A 16,403-nucleotide genomic window follows, 5' to 3' on the forward strand; every position below is an offset into this window, starting at 1 on the left:
CAAATGGGGTAGCTATGTTCCTTTACCGCACAATCGAGTCAACGGTATGTGCGTTTATCCGGGCTGAGAGGGAGGCTATTCATGGAAGCGTTCGATTCTGCTGGATCAGCTATCGCGAAGCAGGTTGCCAGGATCCTGCTGGTTGAAGATGAAATCGATGTGCGGGAGTCCATCAAGTTGCAGCTTGAGGATGAGGGGCATCAGGTTGTGGATACGGAATCCGGCGGCGACGCCTTGGTTCTGGCCGAGGCTTCCCAGTTCGATATTGTCTTGACCGACGTGATGATTCCCGACATCAACGGAATTGAGTTAGTTCAGCGCATCACGCAACTTCCCAATCATCCGGTCATGATCGTCATGACGGGATATGGGTCGGTAGAGATGGCGGTAAAAGCGATTAAGGCCGGTGCCTTTGATTTTCTCTCTAAACCTTTTTCCATGGATGTGTTGAGTGCCACGCTTGCCAGTGCCTTACGGGTCAAGAGTCTTCAGGACGAGAATGTCGAATTGAAGAAAACCGTCAAAGGCCAATTTAGTTTAGGAAAACTCATTAGCTCCAGTCAGGTGATGCAGGAAGTATTTCAACTGATCGATTGCGTCGCCGATACCGATAGCACGGTGCTGATTTTAGGAGAAAGTGGAACCGGAAAAGAATTAATTGCCCAGACCATTCATTGTCATAGCATGCGGCGCCAGGGAAGCCTGATTCCTGTTAATTGCGGAGCGATTCCCGAGGCGTTATTAGAAAGTGAATTGTTCGGTCATGAGAAAGGGGCCTTTACCGGAGCGGTCGCATCTCGGGTCGGACGATTTGAGTTGGCGACGGGGGGAACAATTTTCCTTGATGAAATCGGAGATCTGAGTCCCCCGCTCCAAGTCAAGCTTTTGCGGGTCCTACAGGAGCGAACGTTTGAACGTGTAGGGGGGACTCGAACGTATAAATCGGACGCCCGGGTTATTGCCGCTACGAACCAAGATCTTGAAACCCTGGTGGCCGCGAAACAATTTCGGGAGGATTTGTTTTATCGATTAAACGTGGTGCCGGTTCTGGTTCCGCCTCTACGGCAGCGGGTCGAAGATATCCCGCTCCTGCTCCAGCATTTCATCACGATGTTCAATGATCGCCGGAAAGCAGAACTCACCGGAGTGGCCGATGATGCGATGAGTCTCTTATGTGAATATCCCTGGCCGGGAAATGTTCGTGAACTCGGAAACATTGTTGAGCGGATAGCGATCTTGAAACGGCGGGGGATGATCGTCCCGGATGATTTGCCGGAAAAAATCCGGCGATTACCCTCCTCTCATCTCCCCACCATGCCGGCGGCAATTCCCGTGGCCGGGATGGATCTCTCGAGAACGGTTGAGGAGTTTGAAAACCGGTTGATTCTTGAAGCGCTCGAGCGAACGAATTGGGTCAAAAGTAAAGCGGCTCGTCTCCTGCAAATCAATCGCACCACCCTCATTGAAAAGTTAAAAAAGAAATCCCTGGCCGAAGTGGTCGCACAACGGGCGACCCCATCGGAAGATCTGGCCGACGTGTAGTAAGCGAAAACGCCCGGCCTCTCCCGCCGTGTTTTTGCCTTCCCATTCCAAACAAGCCTGAGGTTCTGACCATTCCGTCAACTCCTTGACGTCGGCAATATTGTCCGTTCGTCTTCGTCCTTACAAAACTTCCTGGTTTTTCAACGAAAACCCTGTTGTCGATTTTTTGCCATCGGCAAGAATGACTCCGGTCTAATTTTTGCTGAAGAGGTCTATCAGGTTGGAGCAGAAACCAAAGTGAGGAAATTTACTTGGATTGCCCTGTTGTGTGTTTTCTGGCCCAGCGCAGTTTTGGGAGGCCCGTGTTCTGAATTTTCCTGGTACGTTTCCCGCGACATGATGATGCCGGAAATTATTCGACAGGGACAGGATGCAGTACGCGCGGGACAACTCTTGGAAGCCAGAGATATGTTTGCCACCTATTTAAAAGAGCAGGAGCATGGGCAGTTTGCAGAAGGGACCCGTTGGATCCTGTCCTCTCTTCCTGATCCGTTGGATGAACCGGGTAGAGAAAAATTTCAACGCATCGAGCGTCTGCAAGCGATGAAAATGAGTGATCCGCAGAGTGTGTATGTCCCATGGGCCGTGTGTGCCATGGGTAATGTGTATTGGGAGGCTGGATGGTTTTCAGAAGCCAGCGGAATATTCGAAGATTTTCTCCGGTCCTATCCCGATCATCCGTTAGCGGGAGGAGTCATGGTCGAAGCCGGACTAGGGTATCTGAGCAATAGGCAATATTTGGAGGCAGCACTGATTCTCAGACGAGTGGTAGAAGAACCCAAGTGGAGTGGCCATCGCCTGAAGGCGGCATTGGGGTTGGCGGATGCCACGGCCATGGCGAAGGCTTGGAAGCAGGCCTACTACTGGTACCGGGTGGTCGAAGCCGAAAAGCCTGAACTCATTCGCCGGTCTGGGAATTCATCGTATCAGTATGGATTAACGGAACTTGCGGTTGGAAATCCTGCCATGGCGATATCCAGATTTTTGTTGACGGTGAATCTTCATCCGCATGAGGAAACAGCCGGGATGGCCTTGAACCAAATATCCGAAAAATTACGGAAAGACGGGCATGAATATCTGGCCTTGTATTTTGCCGATCAAGCCCGACAACGTTTTCCCGACCAGGAACCCGGTCGACGTGGACAGGCCGCGCTCACCAGATGGGTCGTGGCGTTTGTCACCCAGGAGCACGCCAAGGAGGACTGGGTCAAAGAGTACCATCGGTTTGATGATTTGGAAATCTATCTCTCGCTCTCATGGGATTATGTTCTAGAAACGGCCGGTAAGCTCAGTCATGCCCTGGAAAGGGATGTGGCTGATGAGAGCCTGTTGTGGATGGGACAAGCCTATCAGGCGCTAGGGGAGTACGCTGATGCGGTTCAAACCTATACCCGTCTCATTGTCGTCACCTCGTCCGATGAGAGCCGCCAGACAGGTCAGGATCGACTCGCCCGCTTGTTACAGCATCAGATTCGTTCTTTCTATGATTCGAAAGCCTGGGTGCCGTTACTCAAGTTTCACACCGACTATCAAGACGCCTTTCAGCTGGTGCCATTGGAACGGGAGCGTCTCTTGATGGTGGCGCAGGCCTATCAGCAAGTGAATCTTCCGGCAGAAGCCTGGCATTGGTATGGCCAACTCTTAAAGGAGTACCCCGACAGTCCTCTTCGGGAGGACATTCGCCTTCAGCAGGTGGTGGTTGCTCAAGAGCAGAAAAACAAATCTTGGGTGCAAGAGGCGGGAACGTCCTATCTCCGTGAGTTTCCCAATGGCCGGGGGCGTGGGCAGGTGGAGACCATTCTTGCCTTGGAAGCTCTCACGGACAAACGGTATGCAGAAGCGATACAAGGTTTCTCGGCGGCTCTCCAGCATGTGGACGGTGAAATGGAGCAACGCTATGTGCTCCGGAATCGGGCACGCGCCTATCGAGCGCTCGGACGGATGGAGTCCGTGGTGCAAGACCTCCGACAGGTAGTGTCCATTCAACCCACGCAGGTTTCCGATGTCCTCCGTTTGGGGGATGCCATGTTTGATCATGGGGACTATGTCGAAGCTCAGCATCTGTACGATCAAGCCCTGGCCTTTGATGCGCCGCCGGCCTTGCACACCTGGGCCAAATATCGGCTAGCGGCCTCGCTTGAATACATGGGGAAGTCCGATGAAGCGGCCGCGCTGCTCGCTGAAATCCGTCAATTACCAACCCGTTCTCCAGAATTGGAACATACGATTCGTTCAGCCGCCACGGCGGTGTTGGATGAAATGTCCTCGAAAGAAACCCCACCAACCAGGATACCCGATGCCCCAATTCAATCCTAAACCGATGATCGCTTTGAGTAGCAAGAGGAATGAGGAATTGAGCTGGCCGACACTCGACTCTATCATGGAGCCGACGATCTCCAGTGAAACCCTCAGCCTGGCGCTAGAGGCCAAATATGCAGAAACGCAACGATTGCATCATCACCTGCATCGTTTGGTGAAAAGTCTTCCGTTGCCTGCCCTGCTCTATAACCGCAAAGGGCGGATTGTGACGGCTAATCACGAGGCCCATGTGCTGATGGGCGGAATCGATTGGAAGAAGATGAACTGGCAGGTTCAGGATCTCTGGACAAGCCTGGGATGGCCACCGGTTCCCTTTTCCGACTGGAAGTGGAAGGCAGGCCGGATATCCTGTTGGGATTGTCCGTTAGGAGGGATGGATCAACCGTCCAGTCTGACGGTTCGTTATCTCAAATACGAAGGAGATGCGCACAGTGGACGAACGGAACAGATTCAACGTTTGGCAACCATAGGCGAACAGGTTGGGAAGCTGGCGCATGATATTCGAAATCCACTGGCGAGTATTGAATGGTTTGCCACACTGTTGGGGCGGGACAGTCCATCCGGTAAGGGACGTCAAGAGCTGGCGGATCAATTACTTCACGCCATTCGTTCATTAGATGGACTGGTCTCGAATCTCTTAACATCCACCACGCCATTGAAGGGAAATCGGCAGTGCGTGAATCTCTTGGAACTGTTGGATGATGTGGAGCTCTTGGCCACGTTTCCCCTCAGAACCAAACGGCTGACCATTCACCGGCAGCGAGAAACCTCGCTTCTCGAGATCTTGGGACATGAGCAGTTATTAAAACAGGCACTCTTGAATCTGCTCCTGAATGCCATTCAGGCCTCTCCACCTGATGGTCATATTGAGATTCAGTGCCGGCGGACTTCTCGGCCGGTTTCGGGAGGGGACGTCTCTACCGGAGTCAATGGCGTGGCATTGAGTATTCGAGATGAAGGATGTGGCATGTCGGAAGAAGAACTCACCAGAGTTTTTCAGCCATTTTATTCGAAACGTCAGGGAGGGACCGGCCTGGGACTCCCGATCGTGAAAGACATTATGCAGGTGCATCAAGGCATGATTGAGATGGAAAGCCTGACCGGCAAAGGCACAACCGTCAAACTATTTTTTCCTCAATAAAGGAGATTGGCATGATCGATACCGAGGGTGGAGTGGGCCGGGGTATTCTGGTCGTTGAAGATGATGAACAGTTGCAATCGGCCCTGACTCACGCGTTGAGTCAGCATGGGTATGCCGTCACGGTTGCCAGAGATGGCTATGAAGGATTGGAGCGGATGGAACGTGAGGCCCCCTGGCTGGTGCTGACTGATCTGAATTTGCCCGGCAAAGGAGGAATGGATTTTTTACGAGAAGTCCGAAGCCAGGGTTACCATATGCCGGTGGTGGTTATGACCGCCTATGGTGGAGTGGATGCAGCCGTCGAGGCCCTCAAATATGGGGCAACCGATTTTCTTCAAAAGCCATTTCCCCTTGATCGTCTCGAAAAACTCATAGACCAATTGAAAGATGCGCAGCCTGTGTCAGGGCTGGAGGTTCTGAGGGAACAGGAACGATGTCGCCGTGAAGAGCCGCGCGAAGGGTTTCTGACCAGGGATCCGAAAGTGTTGAACACGATCAGCATGTTGGAGATGGTGGCGGCCAGCCCGGCAACCATTTTGATTCAAGGCGAAAGCGGGACGGGAAAGGAAGTCCTGGCCCGGCATGTCCATCGTCATAGTCCCAGGGCTTCTCAACCATTTGTGGCGATCAATTGTGCCGCCCTGCCGGAAGGACTCTTGGAAAGTGAATTGTTTGGCTATGAAAAGGGGGCCTTTACCGGTGCGCTGGCGAGACGATGCGGCAAGTTTGAATTAGCTCACCAGGGAACATTGTTGTTGGATGAAATCGGAGAAATGAGTTTGGGATTACAAGCCAAATTACTCAGGGTCCTTCAAGAACGTGAAGTGGATCGCCTTGGCTCCAGGCAGCCGGTGCAGGTGGATGTGCGGGTGATTGCCACGACTAATCGGAATTTGGCGCAGGAAGTTCAGTCCGGCCGGTTTCGTGAGGATGTGTATTACCGGTTGAGTGTCATGCCGTTTACCATTCCGCCATTGCGTGATCGCCCGGAGGACGTTCAATTATTGGCGGAATATTTTGCCAATCGGTCATTGCGGCGAAACCGGCGCACGCCGTGCGAGATCTCAGATGAGGCGATGGCCTATTTAAAACGGCGGCCGTGGCGAGGAAACGTACGCGAACTGGAAAATGTGATTGAGCGGGGTGTGTTATTAGCCGGGAATGGACCATTACTGATTGAGCATTTTCAGTTTGAAGAACCCATGTTGGCGGCCAATCATGCCAGTGCGCCAAGTGGGACTATCTGGGAAATGGAACGAGAACTCATTTTGAGAACTCTGGAGCGCCATGATGGAAATCGGACGCATGCGGCCAGGACATTGGGAATCAGTATTCGTACCTTACGGAATAAATTACGGGAGTATCGACAGTTAAACGGGGGGCTTTCCCTGAGTATTTAAGCAAAGGCAAGCGGAAGAATATCTGAATGCTCCTTTTTGCGGATTGTGCGGAATGGGAGGAGTAGAGCGGAAAAAAATGCCGGTGCGGGCAAAAGTTACCTTGAGGCCATTAACGACGGACGGTGTGAGAGTTGAGGCGCGGGAGGAATGCGGGAGAACCTCATTCTTCCCTTCCTGTTCACTCCTTACCCGTAATTTCTGGCATTGGTGTTGCTGACTGGAGTGAGAATGGCGAGGTTTGCACGGATCGGTAGCAGGGTATACAGGTGAAGACACAGGAGAACATGAAAACCGGGAAGGAGAGAAAGCCATGATGATTTCCCCGTGGGATGAAGGCACGCGACTCTTTGAGCGGTCACTGGATGTCCGGAGCGGCATTCAGGAAACGATTGCCTCCAACATGGCCAACGAAGAAACGCCTGGCTACAAGTCCAGGATCCTACCCTTCCAAGAAACCTTCAATGCAGTTCTTCGAGGGGATGGTCCATTGGAATCAGTCGTCACCAATCCAAAACATGTGCGCACGGCCTCAGAGGATTCCCGGATCTTTCAGCACACCATCAAACAGGATGCCGGAGCGGGGTTAGACGAGAATACCGTGAATTTGGAAAAAGAAATGACCCTGATGGCGGAAAATACCTTGATGTATATGGCGGTCAGTCAATTCTTAAAAGGGCGCTTCGATGGCTGGAATGCGGCCATTGATGGAGGGAGTGGCGGTAGGTGACCCCCATTGAGCGCATGGTTCCCATGACGCTGATCCATGGAAAGCCGAGAGAACAGGTGAAACGGGAGTTTGCTGAAGCAGAGATGGATATGACGATCTGAAATGGGTGTCGGAAAAAGGAGGGGACGATGAATATTGATCGAGTGTTTTCGGTTGTGGGGTCTGCTTTGGATGCACAGCGGCAGCGGTTAAATATCATTGCCAGCAATTTGGCCAATGCGGAATCCACCCGGACGCCGGAAGGGGGACCATACATCAGGCGTGATGTCGTGTTTCAAGCCTCACCGGCAGGGCAGCAGTTTTCCAATGTTTTTGCCAATGCCTTTGGCGACCAGTCCGGACCATCCGGCGTTCGGGTGACGGATGTGATCCAAGACGAGCGACCGTTAAGGACCGTGTACGATCCCAGTCATCCCGATGCGGATGAACAGGGGTATTTACACCTTCCCAATGTAAATCCGATCGAGGAAATGGTCAATCTCATGTCGGCGACCCGCGCCTACGAGGCCAATTTAGCCGTGATGGAAACCGGCAAGACGATGACGCTTCGTGCATTAGAAATGAGTCGTTAAGGCTCTTCAATCCTGAATGAAGGAGAACAGCGAAATGGACTATCTTCCGATAAAAAGCATTGAGGGTGTTTCAGAACCGTTTGGGGTCACCCCGCTCAAAGGCCCCGCCAGTCAGGACCAGGGATTCGGCGATCTCTTGAAAAAAGCGGTGGAGTCCGTCAATACCATGCAGCATGAGGCCGGACGTTTAGAAGATGCCGTCGCCCGTGGAGAGAACGTCAACATCCATCAAGCGGTCATCGCCGGAGAAAAGGCCGGTTTATCATTTAAGCTGTTAATGCAGGTCAGAAATAAAGTGATTGATGCGTATCAGGAAGTTATGCGGATGCAAGTGTAAAAAGGGTTGAGTTGATGCTGATGCCGATCATGGCGGAGACCCCAATGAGAGAGAGCCGGTCCCGGTCATATCGAGCACCACTCATCGGTGTAAGACTGGGGCCTACATTTCTTCAATCGAGAGCGTTGAGCAAAATCCGTTAACCTTATGGACAGTCTCCTTAGTAATTTTCAAGCCCTAACTTTAACGCAGCGGATCGGCGTGGTGGTCGTCCTGGCCTTAGCCCTGGCGACCATTCCGATGTTGATGATGGTCGGAAAAGCCCCTGAATTGGTGGTCCTGTTCTCCCAGCTCAATCCCGACGATACGCGAGCGATTATCCAAGAACTTGGCAAGCAAGGCGCCGTCTATGAGGTGGGGGAAGGCGGGAATACGATTAAAGTTCCGGCAGAACGGGTGCATGAGTTGCGACTCCAGCTGGCGTCGTTGGGACTTCCTGAATCAGCTGGAGTGGGATTTGAAATTTTCGATCGAACCGGGCTGGGCGTGACGCCTTTTACGCAACAAATGAATTATCGACGCGCGCTTCAAGGAGAACTGGCCCGGACCATTGGCCAGTTATCCCAAGTTGAGCGGGTACGCGTGCATCTGGTGATGCCTGAGAAGCGTCTATTCGCGACGGAACAAAAGCCAGCCCAGGCGGCCGTCGTGTTGACGCTCAAGCGGGGGGCTCCTCTTGGTGGCACGCAGGTTCAGGGGATCGTGCATTTAGTCGCCAGTAGCGTTGAAGGATTAGAGCCCAGCCAGGTGACGGTCGTGGACAATCATGGTCAGGTGCTCAGTCAAAACTCTGCGGATAGTGACGCTCAACTGACGGCTTCTCAAATTGAAACGCAACGACGGGTAGAACGGGATCTGGAGCAACGGGTGCAGACGATGTTGGACCAGGTCTTGGGCCGGGACAAGTCTGTGATTCGGGTCACCGCGCCGTTGGAGTTTCGGCAAGTCGAAATCACCGAAGAAAGCTTTGACCCCAATAGCCAGGTGGTACGAAGCGAAAACCGGAGTCAGGAGAAGGTGTTGGAATCCGGTTCGACCCACGGTGGACCGGGTGTTCCAGGTGTCAGGAGCAATGTGCCCAGCGAGCTCAAGGCAGGCAACGGAACAGAGCAAAAAGAAGCCAAACGAAAAAATGAAACATTGAATTATGAAGTCAATCGTAAAGTGAGCAAAATCATTGAACCGACCGGCGCCATTAAGCGGTTAAGCGTGGCGGTCTTAGTGGACGGGACCTATGAGGCGGCTCAGGGGGCCGAGGGTCAGGCGAATGAGAATACGGCGGAAAAGAAATATGTGCCACGACCTGAGCAGGAAATCCAGAATTTGGTCCAAATTGTGAAAAAAGCGGTCGGATTCTCGGAAGAACGCGGGGATCAAATCGAAGTCATCAATGTGCCGTTTGAATCTCCCACCATCCTTGAGGGTGAGGAGAGTATGACGGCAGGTGTGCAATCGTTCCTGGCCACCTGGGGTGGATTTCTGAAGCCCATTCTCTTTTTCTTCCTGGGAGTGATGGTGTTGTGGTTTGTGGTTCGACCGATGGCGCTGAATCTCACCAAGCCTACTGCGGCAGCGGTGGTCCTGCCACACAAAGGCTTGCCGGCCACGGTGACCGAGTATGAAGCGGAAATTTCCGAAACTCCCCAGGAGCAAGCCATTAAGCTGGCAGCAGATAATCCGGCTTCCGCCGCGCAAGTGATTCGAACCTGGATCAAAGAAGAACAAGGAGAAAAGGTGTAATCCGTGAATAGCCAGTTGTCCGGATATGAAAAGGCGGCGATTTTGTTGCTGGCCATTGGGGAGAGTGCCGCGGTGGAAGTCTTGAAAGTGCTTGACCAAAAAGACATCCGGCAAATCGGTGCGTATTTGGGGGCGTTGGTCAATGTCGGGCAGGACGAACATCGGTTGGTGTTAAAGGAATTCCGGGAATTGGCCGGAACATCCGGTCTGTCGGTGGAAGGCAAAACCTATCTCTCAAAAATTCTCAATGCGGCCCTGGGAAAAGATAAAGCCCGGCGTATTCTGAGTTCCCTGAACACGTCGGAGAATGCCGGATTTGAAACCTTAAAATCCCTTGATGCGGCATCGATTGCGAATTTATTGGCCATTGAACATCCTCAAACAGGGGCATTGATTCTGGCCAATTTGGAATCCGATCACGCAGCTCAGATTTTATCATTGCTCCCTGCGAATAAACGGGATGCCATCGTCTACCGGCTAGCCACCACAGAAGAAGTTTCGCCCAATATGTTGGACGAATTAAATGCCGTACTTCAGGAGGAATTGCGCCTGGGTTCTTCCAAAAATGCGGTGGCTGTGGGTGGGACCGGACTGGTGGCCGAAATCCTCAATTCTGTGAAACGCAATGTGGAAGGGGAAATCCTGACCTCCCTGGAAAGCAAAAATCCGGAGATCGCCGAAGAAATCCGTGGGAAGATGTTCGTGTTCGAAGATCTGGAAAATGTCGATGATCGCGGGATGCAGGAATTGTTGCGTGAAGTCAGCAAAGAAGAATTACTGCTGGCTCTGAAGCCGATCGACGGTCCGCTCCGGGATAAATTCTTCAAGAATATGTCCAGTCGAGCGGCGGAATCCCTCAAGGAAGATATGGAGACTCGCGGCCCAGTCAAGCTGAGTGATGTGGAAACCGCTCAGCAGAACATTATTAAAACCGTTCAGCGCCTGGCCGGTGAAGGCCGCGTAGTATTGGGAGGAAAGGGTGAGGAGCAAATGGTCTAAGGTGCGCCCGCTTATGGAACAGGATGACGCAGTCAAACATTTTCAGATGGTGGAATTAGTCCACAAAAGTGCGAAGCAACGCGCCGAGGAGGCCCAACCTCATGATTGCAGGGAACTCCAACAAGCCGCGTTTGAGCGGGGACGCCAGGCCGGGATCGCCGAGGGGCGTGCCCAGTGTCAAGCCCAAGTGGAGGAGGAGGTTAAAAAGGCACTCCGATTAGCCAATCAGATTGGTCGGGCCCGGGTGGTCGCGTTAGAAGAACATGAACGGGATATTGTGGAGGTCGCGCTGGCGATTAGCAAAAAAATCCTGTTACGGGAATGTGAGATCGATAAAGAACTCGTGGTTCGACAAGTGCGTCAGGTGCTTGGACTACTTCCCGACAAAACGTTAGTGACGCTGAAAGTCCATCCGCAAGACTTCAAAATCTTAGAGCCCCTTCAACACACATTACGCCCGGAGTGGGCCGATGGCGATCATCTGGCGCTTGAAGCCTTTGATGACGTGGATCCTGGTGGATGCCTGGTTGAGCAGGCCGGCCTCCTGTTCGATGCCAGGCTCACTCAACAACTGGCACTGGTGGCCAGCGAATTCGGATTGGAAGCACCCCTGCCATGAGCCTCGCCACGATTCAACAGCGTTTGGACGACATTGCTCCTGTGACGATTACCGGACGGGTCGTCAAAGCCGTGGGGCTGACTCTGGAAGGCACCGGCCTGGGGGCATCGGTCGGCCAGCGTTGCCATATCTTCAGCAAACGAGGGCAGTCGATGGTGGAGGGAGAAGTCATCGGGTTTCGGGAGCAACGGGTGGTGGTCATGCCGTTTGGAGCTGTACGCGGCATCGCCGCCGGAAATCTCATTCGCTACGATCCGACCTCTCCACGATTATTGGTCGGGCCTCAAATGTTGGGACGAGTCGTGGATGGGCTCGGGCAGCCGTTGGATGAAAAAGGGCCGCTGTCCCGTAGCCGCCGCTATGCCCTCTACGCGCCCGCTCCGGCGCCCATGCTCCGGGAGCGCATTACCACACCTATGGATTTGGGCGTACGAGCCATCAATGCCCTGCTGACCTGCGGGGTCGGGCAAAAACTCGGGATTTTTGCCGGAAGCGGGGTGGGGAAAAGTGTCTTGATGGGAACGATGTGCCGTCACACGTCTGCGGATGTGAACGTGATCGCGCTGGTGGGTGAGCGAGGGCGGGAAGTCAGGGAATTTCTGGAACGGGATTTGGGACGGGAAGGTCTCCGCCGTTCGGTGGTGGTGGTAGCTACCTCCGATCAATCGCCGTTAGTGCGGGTTCGGGCGGCGTTTGTGGCCACCGCCATCGCCGAGTTTTTTCGGGATCAGGGCAATCAGGTCCTGCTCCTGGTTGATTCCCTAACCCGGTTGGCACATGCACAACGGGAGGTGGGACTGGCTGCCGGTGAACCCCCTACGACCAAAGGGTATCCGCCATCTGTTTTTACGCTCTTTCCTCAGGTCCTGGAGCGGGTGGGGCCCGTGGGTACGGGATCCATTACCGGTCTGTATACGGTGCTTGTTGACGGTGACGACTTAAACGATCCCATTGCCGATTCCATCCGGTCCATTTTAGACGGACACATTGTGTTGACACGGCGGTTGGCGATGCAAGGACACTTTCCCGCGATCGATGTTCTGCAAAGCGTGAGTCGGGTGATGTCGGATATCGTGTCGACCGCCCAGCAGGATGCTGCCAGATTTCTGGTGCAGATGATGGCCGAATACCGGAACGCGGAAGATCTCATCAATTTAGGGGCATACCAATTAGGCACGAATCCTCGACTCGATGCGGCAATTCACATGAAAGGACCGATCGATGCCTTTCTCCGGCAAACACGTGAGGAAGGGGTGGGCATACCGGAAAGCTGTCAGGCTCTCGAATTGTTGGCACAACAGGGCCGGCGTCTTCTTGAGAGAAAGGGAAAAACCGTATGAATTGGACGACATTACTCCGATTTCGAAAACAAGTGGAAGACCTCGCCCGTGAAGAAGTGGTCTTGGCGGAGTGGGAAAAAAGTCAGATCGTCTCGAAACGGGATGACCTGATGGTTGAAATAGAAGTGGTGGCCTCTGAATTAGACCAGCGGATACGAGGGGGTATCGACACGATGATTGCTGAGCAACGCTATCAGTGGTTGGATCAAATCAGTACGGCCATCGAACACCAGAGCCAACAGATTCAGATGGCGGAAACCAAGCTGGTTGAGTTACGGGCCACATTAAAAAAGGCCCATCATGCCAGACGTGTGGTGGAGTTGGTGATCGCCAAGAAGGAGGAAGAGGTCATGCAGAAAGTCGCCACGCAGGAACAACAGATGCAGGAAGATGTGACGGCTCATGCGTATGCCACTTCTCAACTTGAAGAAATGATCCAATAGGGAATGGAAATATGTCAAAAAAAATGTCTGTTCAGCCTATGTATGGTCTTGACCAACAACCCAACAATGGAGCCTTCGGCAAGGCTCGGGGTGGAAGCCCGCCTGGGATCGAAAGAAATGAGGGGAGGTCAGGAGAAACGAGGCATCTGTTGGTTTCACGCTATACGCCTCACACCTCCCGTGTTCCGTTTCACTCTTCACAGACCCAAGAACGCGGCTGGCGGCAATGTTCAACACTCCTGAGTAGAACAATGTTGCCTAGTCGATCACTCATGGTGTGTTGGGTGCTGGCCATGATCTTGTGGGCAACCACGGTCGGGTCCGTTCAAGAAACCCCGGAGGTGGGAACAACGGATTCATTTGAAAATCAAACAGTTGAAAACGGGTTGAATGAGGAAGCGCCCAGTGCAGAAACCACATTATTGGAACAACTGCAAGCGCGTCTTAAAGAGGTGGAAGAGAGGGAACGTGGTTTGCAACAACGTGAAGAACGGCTCATTGCACTCCAGCAGGATTTGGAGGCGCTGGCTGCACGACAAACCAAAGAGGGGAAACGGTTAGAGGGGGAGGCCTCTTCGCTTGCAGAAGAACAACGTCGATATGTGGAACAGGATCCGGCGTTAATTCATCTAATTAAAATCTATGAATCCATGGATCCCGAAGAAGCGGCGTTGCGAATCGCAGAAATGCGGGAAGGCTTAGCCCTGGATATTTTGGCCGCGATCAAAGACAAAAAAGCCGCCGGCGTGTTAGCAGGCGTCGAACCGGTCAAAGCGGCCAGATTGTCAGAAGGCCTCAGACGATATCGAGACATTAAACTGAACCAACGTAAGAACTCCAAGATTCAGAATTAAATGATGATCAATGCCGTGCCATTTCTTTTCGGACCTCTGGAAAGTCCCCCACAGGTAACCGGTCAGGCTGGTGGAGCCGGGCTGGATCATGCAGGCACCACGGAGAATCCTACCAAAGATTTGTTTGCGAAAATTTTTCGTAACCAGACGACACCGGATTCTTTTTTGAATAATGTATCCAAGACGAGGTTAGGGGAGGACGGAGGACGAGGGTCGAACCAGGATTGGCTTTTCGGCACCCAGGCCCTATCTGGTGAGACCCTCCCGTCCCTGTACCTGGCGAGTCTCTTGGAGAACAATGGGCAAGAGGTACCTGAAGAAGGTGCCGTAGTGGGAAATTATTCGATTTCCTTGAGAGCAGAAGGTGTGAATGGAGACAAGACAGGCGGCCAGGTGGAGAGCCCAACGGCGTTGTTCGAATTTTTGCCCGGGAATGGATCCCAGGATGGGTCTGTGGTTCCTGGGAATGTGGCGCCCCTGGCATTCCTCCAAGGAAAACCCGGAGGAGAGATACGACAACCTCCGGTATGGGGCATTCAGACAGGCTTGCCTCCCTTTGCGGGCGCCCCTGCAAGTCAGACGGCAGGGGTAGGGAGCACGCTCGCTGATCAGAGTGCGGCTCCTCTCGTAACCACGGTCGATTCGGAACGGGTTCTCCAAAATGCCCTCGCAGCGGTGGCTGGGAAGTCTGTCACAGAATCTGACGCGAATCAGCTGAATACAGTGTACCGCGTCTTGAGCCCTGTTCAAGAAACCGGGCCTCGTCTGCTGAAAAATCCTCCATCACCGATAGGGCCTCCGCAGGAATCACTCAAGCCTGCGAACACTCCAGTCAATCAGGCATTCCCGGTTCCAGAACCTTTTGAAGACACGCCCGCAGGTATGGCGAATGTAGCTCAATTGAGTCAGAACCGATTGAATTATGTGAGCAGGGTTTCGTCCGTTCTTAGTGAATCTCCAGCGAACGGGAAGGAGTCCTCGATCGGGATTCCCCTGGATCTTCTTGCTGATGCCAATGTGTCTTTGACAGGCGATCGTTCAAGAGACGTCCTTGAGGCCACAGGAAAAGCCGTGGGAGTCGATCCCAATGCCGGGCAGGGGCTCAATCATGGCATGGGCAATCCGACACATTCTCAGCCGGGCTTTCAGCAGTCCTCTTCCTCACCTGGATCGACTATACGAATGGCGGAAGAGCGTGTCCCGGATCTTCCCGGCCCGGCGCTTCAACGCCTCCAATTGGAGGTGCAACTTTCCGAAACCAATCGAGTGCAGATTGATGTGGGCGTGCAGCATCGGCAGGTCTATGCCAGTTTGTTAATGGATCAAGCTACGTTGAAAAATCTGGCGGTCCAATTTGTTCCACAATTGGAAGAGCAACTGACCCAGGGCGAGATGGAGTTGCAGGAATTTTCCGCGGAAGTCCGCGATCACCAGAATGGGCCGGAATCAGACACACGTTCGGATGGGGCGGGAACGCAGACGAGCCAACGGGGTACGACTTTCCTCCATCAGACACCAGGATCGCTCTCCCATAGGGCCGGGCGGGTTGAGGAACAGGGATTCCATTTGGTGGCATGAAGCAGATGAAATGATGCACTCGTGTAAACAAGATCGCATAACAAAGGAGCCCTGAATCATGGATGCCATTACGCCGACCCAACCAGGAACAAATGCCACGGCAACAGGCGGTGCCAATGTGCAAGCGGCGGTTTCGGCACTTGGGTCGGATGTCTTTCTTCGCTTATTAGTCACACAGTTGCAAAGCCAGGACCCCACCAACCCGGTCCAGAATGAGGAATTTGTGGCGCAGTTAGCGCAGTTCACGACGTTGGAGCAGGCCACGAGTACCAATAAACTCTTGGAAAAATTGATCGGCCAGGATACCCAACGGACACAATTAGATCTGGTGAATTTGATTGGACGGACGGTGGTTGCGCAGGGCGATACCGTCAGTCTTGCCGAAGATGAGCAGCCCACGCTGGGCTATGCCTTAAGCGGGGAGGCCAGGTCGGTCATTATCAAGGTGTTGGACTCGAACAAGCAGGTGGTTCGGACGTTAGAGTCCACAGATGTTCAAAAGGCCGGAGCCAATCAGGTTCAATGGGATGGGTTGAATGATTCGGGAGATCGAGTGCCGGAAGGTGTCTACCAGTTCATTGTGAAAGCCGAAGACGTGAATAAACAGCCTGTCCCGAATTTCACCTTCGCTCGTGAACGCGTTATGACGATTGCCTTTGGGGCGGAGAATCCGGTCGTCCTGCAAAGTGGAAAAAGCTTACACACGGAGGACATTCTTTCAATTCTTTGAAGTGGACGGTTGTAGGGGAAACAGCATCAGATTGGTTAATCGAGAAACAAGGAGTACACGCC

The 16,403-nt window shown here is 53.1% G+C and carries 15 protein-coding genes; all 15 read left to right on the forward strand.

Annotated features, from left to right (window positions below):
- The first annotated feature begins 81 nt into the window (after positions 1 to 81).
- The 15 genes from PQG83_RS03100 to PQG83_RS03170 all read left to right on the forward strand — a co-directional run bounded on the left by PQG83_RS03100 (position 82) and on the right by PQG83_RS03170 (position 16,341).
- Positions 82 to 1,542: a sigma-54-dependent transcriptional regulator gene (locus PQG83_RS03100; protein ID WP_312746691.1), complete on the forward strand. Its 1,461-nt coding sequence runs from the start codon at positions 82 to 84 to the stop codon at positions 1,540 to 1,542.
- A gap of 237 nt (positions 1,543 to 1,779) precedes the next feature.
- A complete protein-coding gene (locus PQG83_RS03105; RefSeq protein WP_312746693.1) occupies positions 1,780 to 3,858 on the forward strand; it encodes a tetratricopeptide repeat protein in 2,079 nt (692 codons plus the stop codon).
- The gene (locus PQG83_RS03110; protein WP_312746695.1) at positions 3,839 to 5,002 is read left to right on the forward strand and encodes an ATP-binding protein; all 1,164 of its coding nucleotides are present in this window, start codon (positions 3,839 to 3,841) and stop codon (positions 5,000 to 5,002) included. The genes PQG83_RS03105 and PQG83_RS03110 overlap by 20 nt, the downstream gene beginning before the upstream one ends.
- A gap of 11 nt (positions 5,003 to 5,013) precedes the next feature.
- Positions 5,014 to 6,402: a sigma-54-dependent transcriptional regulator gene (locus PQG83_RS03115; protein ID WP_312746697.1), complete on the forward strand. Its 1,389-nt coding sequence runs from the start codon at positions 5,014 to 5,016 to the stop codon at positions 6,400 to 6,402.
- A gap of 310 nt (positions 6,403 to 6,712) precedes the next feature.
- A complete protein-coding gene (flgB, locus tag PQG83_RS03120; protein ID WP_312746700.1) occupies positions 6,713 to 7,129 on the forward strand; it encodes a flagellar basal body rod protein FlgB in 417 nt (138 codons plus the stop codon).
- Between the two features lie 128 nt (positions 7,130 to 7,257).
- Positions 7,258 to 7,701 carry a flagellar basal body rod protein FlgC gene (flgC, locus tag PQG83_RS03125; protein ID WP_312746703.1) on the forward strand — a complete coding sequence of 148 codons (444 nt, stop codon included), beginning with the start codon at positions 7,258 to 7,260 and terminating at the stop codon, positions 7,699 to 7,701.
- A gap of 34 nt (positions 7,702 to 7,735) precedes the next feature.
- Positions 7,736 to 8,038: a flagellar hook-basal body complex protein FliE gene (gene fliE / locus PQG83_RS03130; RefSeq protein ID WP_312746706.1), complete on the forward strand. Its 303-nt coding sequence runs from the start codon at positions 7,736 to 7,738 to the stop codon at positions 8,036 to 8,038.
- Positions 8,039 to 8,185: 147 nt separating this feature from the next.
- Positions 8,186 to 9,778 carry a flagellar basal-body MS-ring/collar protein FliF gene (fliF, locus tag PQG83_RS03135; protein ID WP_312746709.1) on the forward strand — a complete coding sequence of 531 codons (1,593 nt, stop codon included), beginning with the start codon at positions 8,186 to 8,188 and terminating at the stop codon, positions 9,776 to 9,778.
- A 3-nt stretch (positions 9,779 to 9,781) separates the two neighbouring features.
- Complete coding sequence (fliG, locus tag PQG83_RS03140; RefSeq protein WP_312746712.1) at positions 9,782 to 10,777, forward strand: flagellar motor switch protein FliG; 996 nt, start codon at positions 9,782 to 9,784, stop codon at positions 10,775 to 10,777.
- Between the two features lie 13 nt (positions 10,778 to 10,790).
- Positions 10,791 to 11,396, forward strand: coding sequence for a FliH/SctL family protein (locus tag PQG83_RS03145; RefSeq protein ID WP_312746714.1), 606 nt, complete (start codon positions 10,791 to 10,793; stop codon positions 11,394 to 11,396).
- The gene (locus PQG83_RS03150; protein ID WP_312746716.1) at positions 11,393 to 12,736 is read left to right on the forward strand and encodes a FliI/YscN family ATPase; all 1,344 of its coding nucleotides are present in this window, start codon (positions 11,393 to 11,395) and stop codon (positions 12,734 to 12,736) included. Before PQG83_RS03145 ends, PQG83_RS03150 begins: the two co-directional genes overlap by 4 nt.
- Entirely contained in the window at positions 12,733 to 13,179 is a 447-nt protein-coding gene (locus tag PQG83_RS03155) for a flagellar FliJ family protein (protein ID WP_312746717.1), read from the forward strand. Before PQG83_RS03150 ends, PQG83_RS03155 begins: the two co-directional genes overlap by 4 nt.
- Positions 13,180 to 13,190: 11 nt before the next feature.
- Positions 13,191 to 14,033 carry a MotE family protein gene (locus PQG83_RS03160; protein WP_312746718.1) on the forward strand — a complete coding sequence of 281 codons (843 nt, stop codon included), beginning with the start codon at positions 13,191 to 13,193 and terminating at the stop codon, positions 14,031 to 14,033.
- Positions 14,034 to 15,611, forward strand: a complete 1,578-nt coding sequence (locus PQG83_RS03165) for a hypothetical protein (RefSeq protein ID WP_312746719.1) — start codon at positions 14,034 to 14,036, stop codon at positions 15,609 to 15,611. It abuts the gene before it with no gap.
- Positions 15,612 to 15,669: 58 nt separating this feature from the next.
- A complete protein-coding gene (locus tag PQG83_RS03170; protein ID WP_312746721.1) occupies positions 15,670 to 16,341 on the forward strand; it encodes a flagellar hook assembly protein FlgD in 672 nt (223 codons plus the stop codon).
- Positions 16,342 to 16,403 lie beyond the last annotated feature (62 nt).

The organism is Candidatus Nitrospira neomarina (assembly GCF_032051675.1).
Classification (GTDB): Bacteria; Nitrospirota; Nitrospiria; order Nitrospirales; family UBA8639; genus Nitrospira_E; species Nitrospira_E neomarina.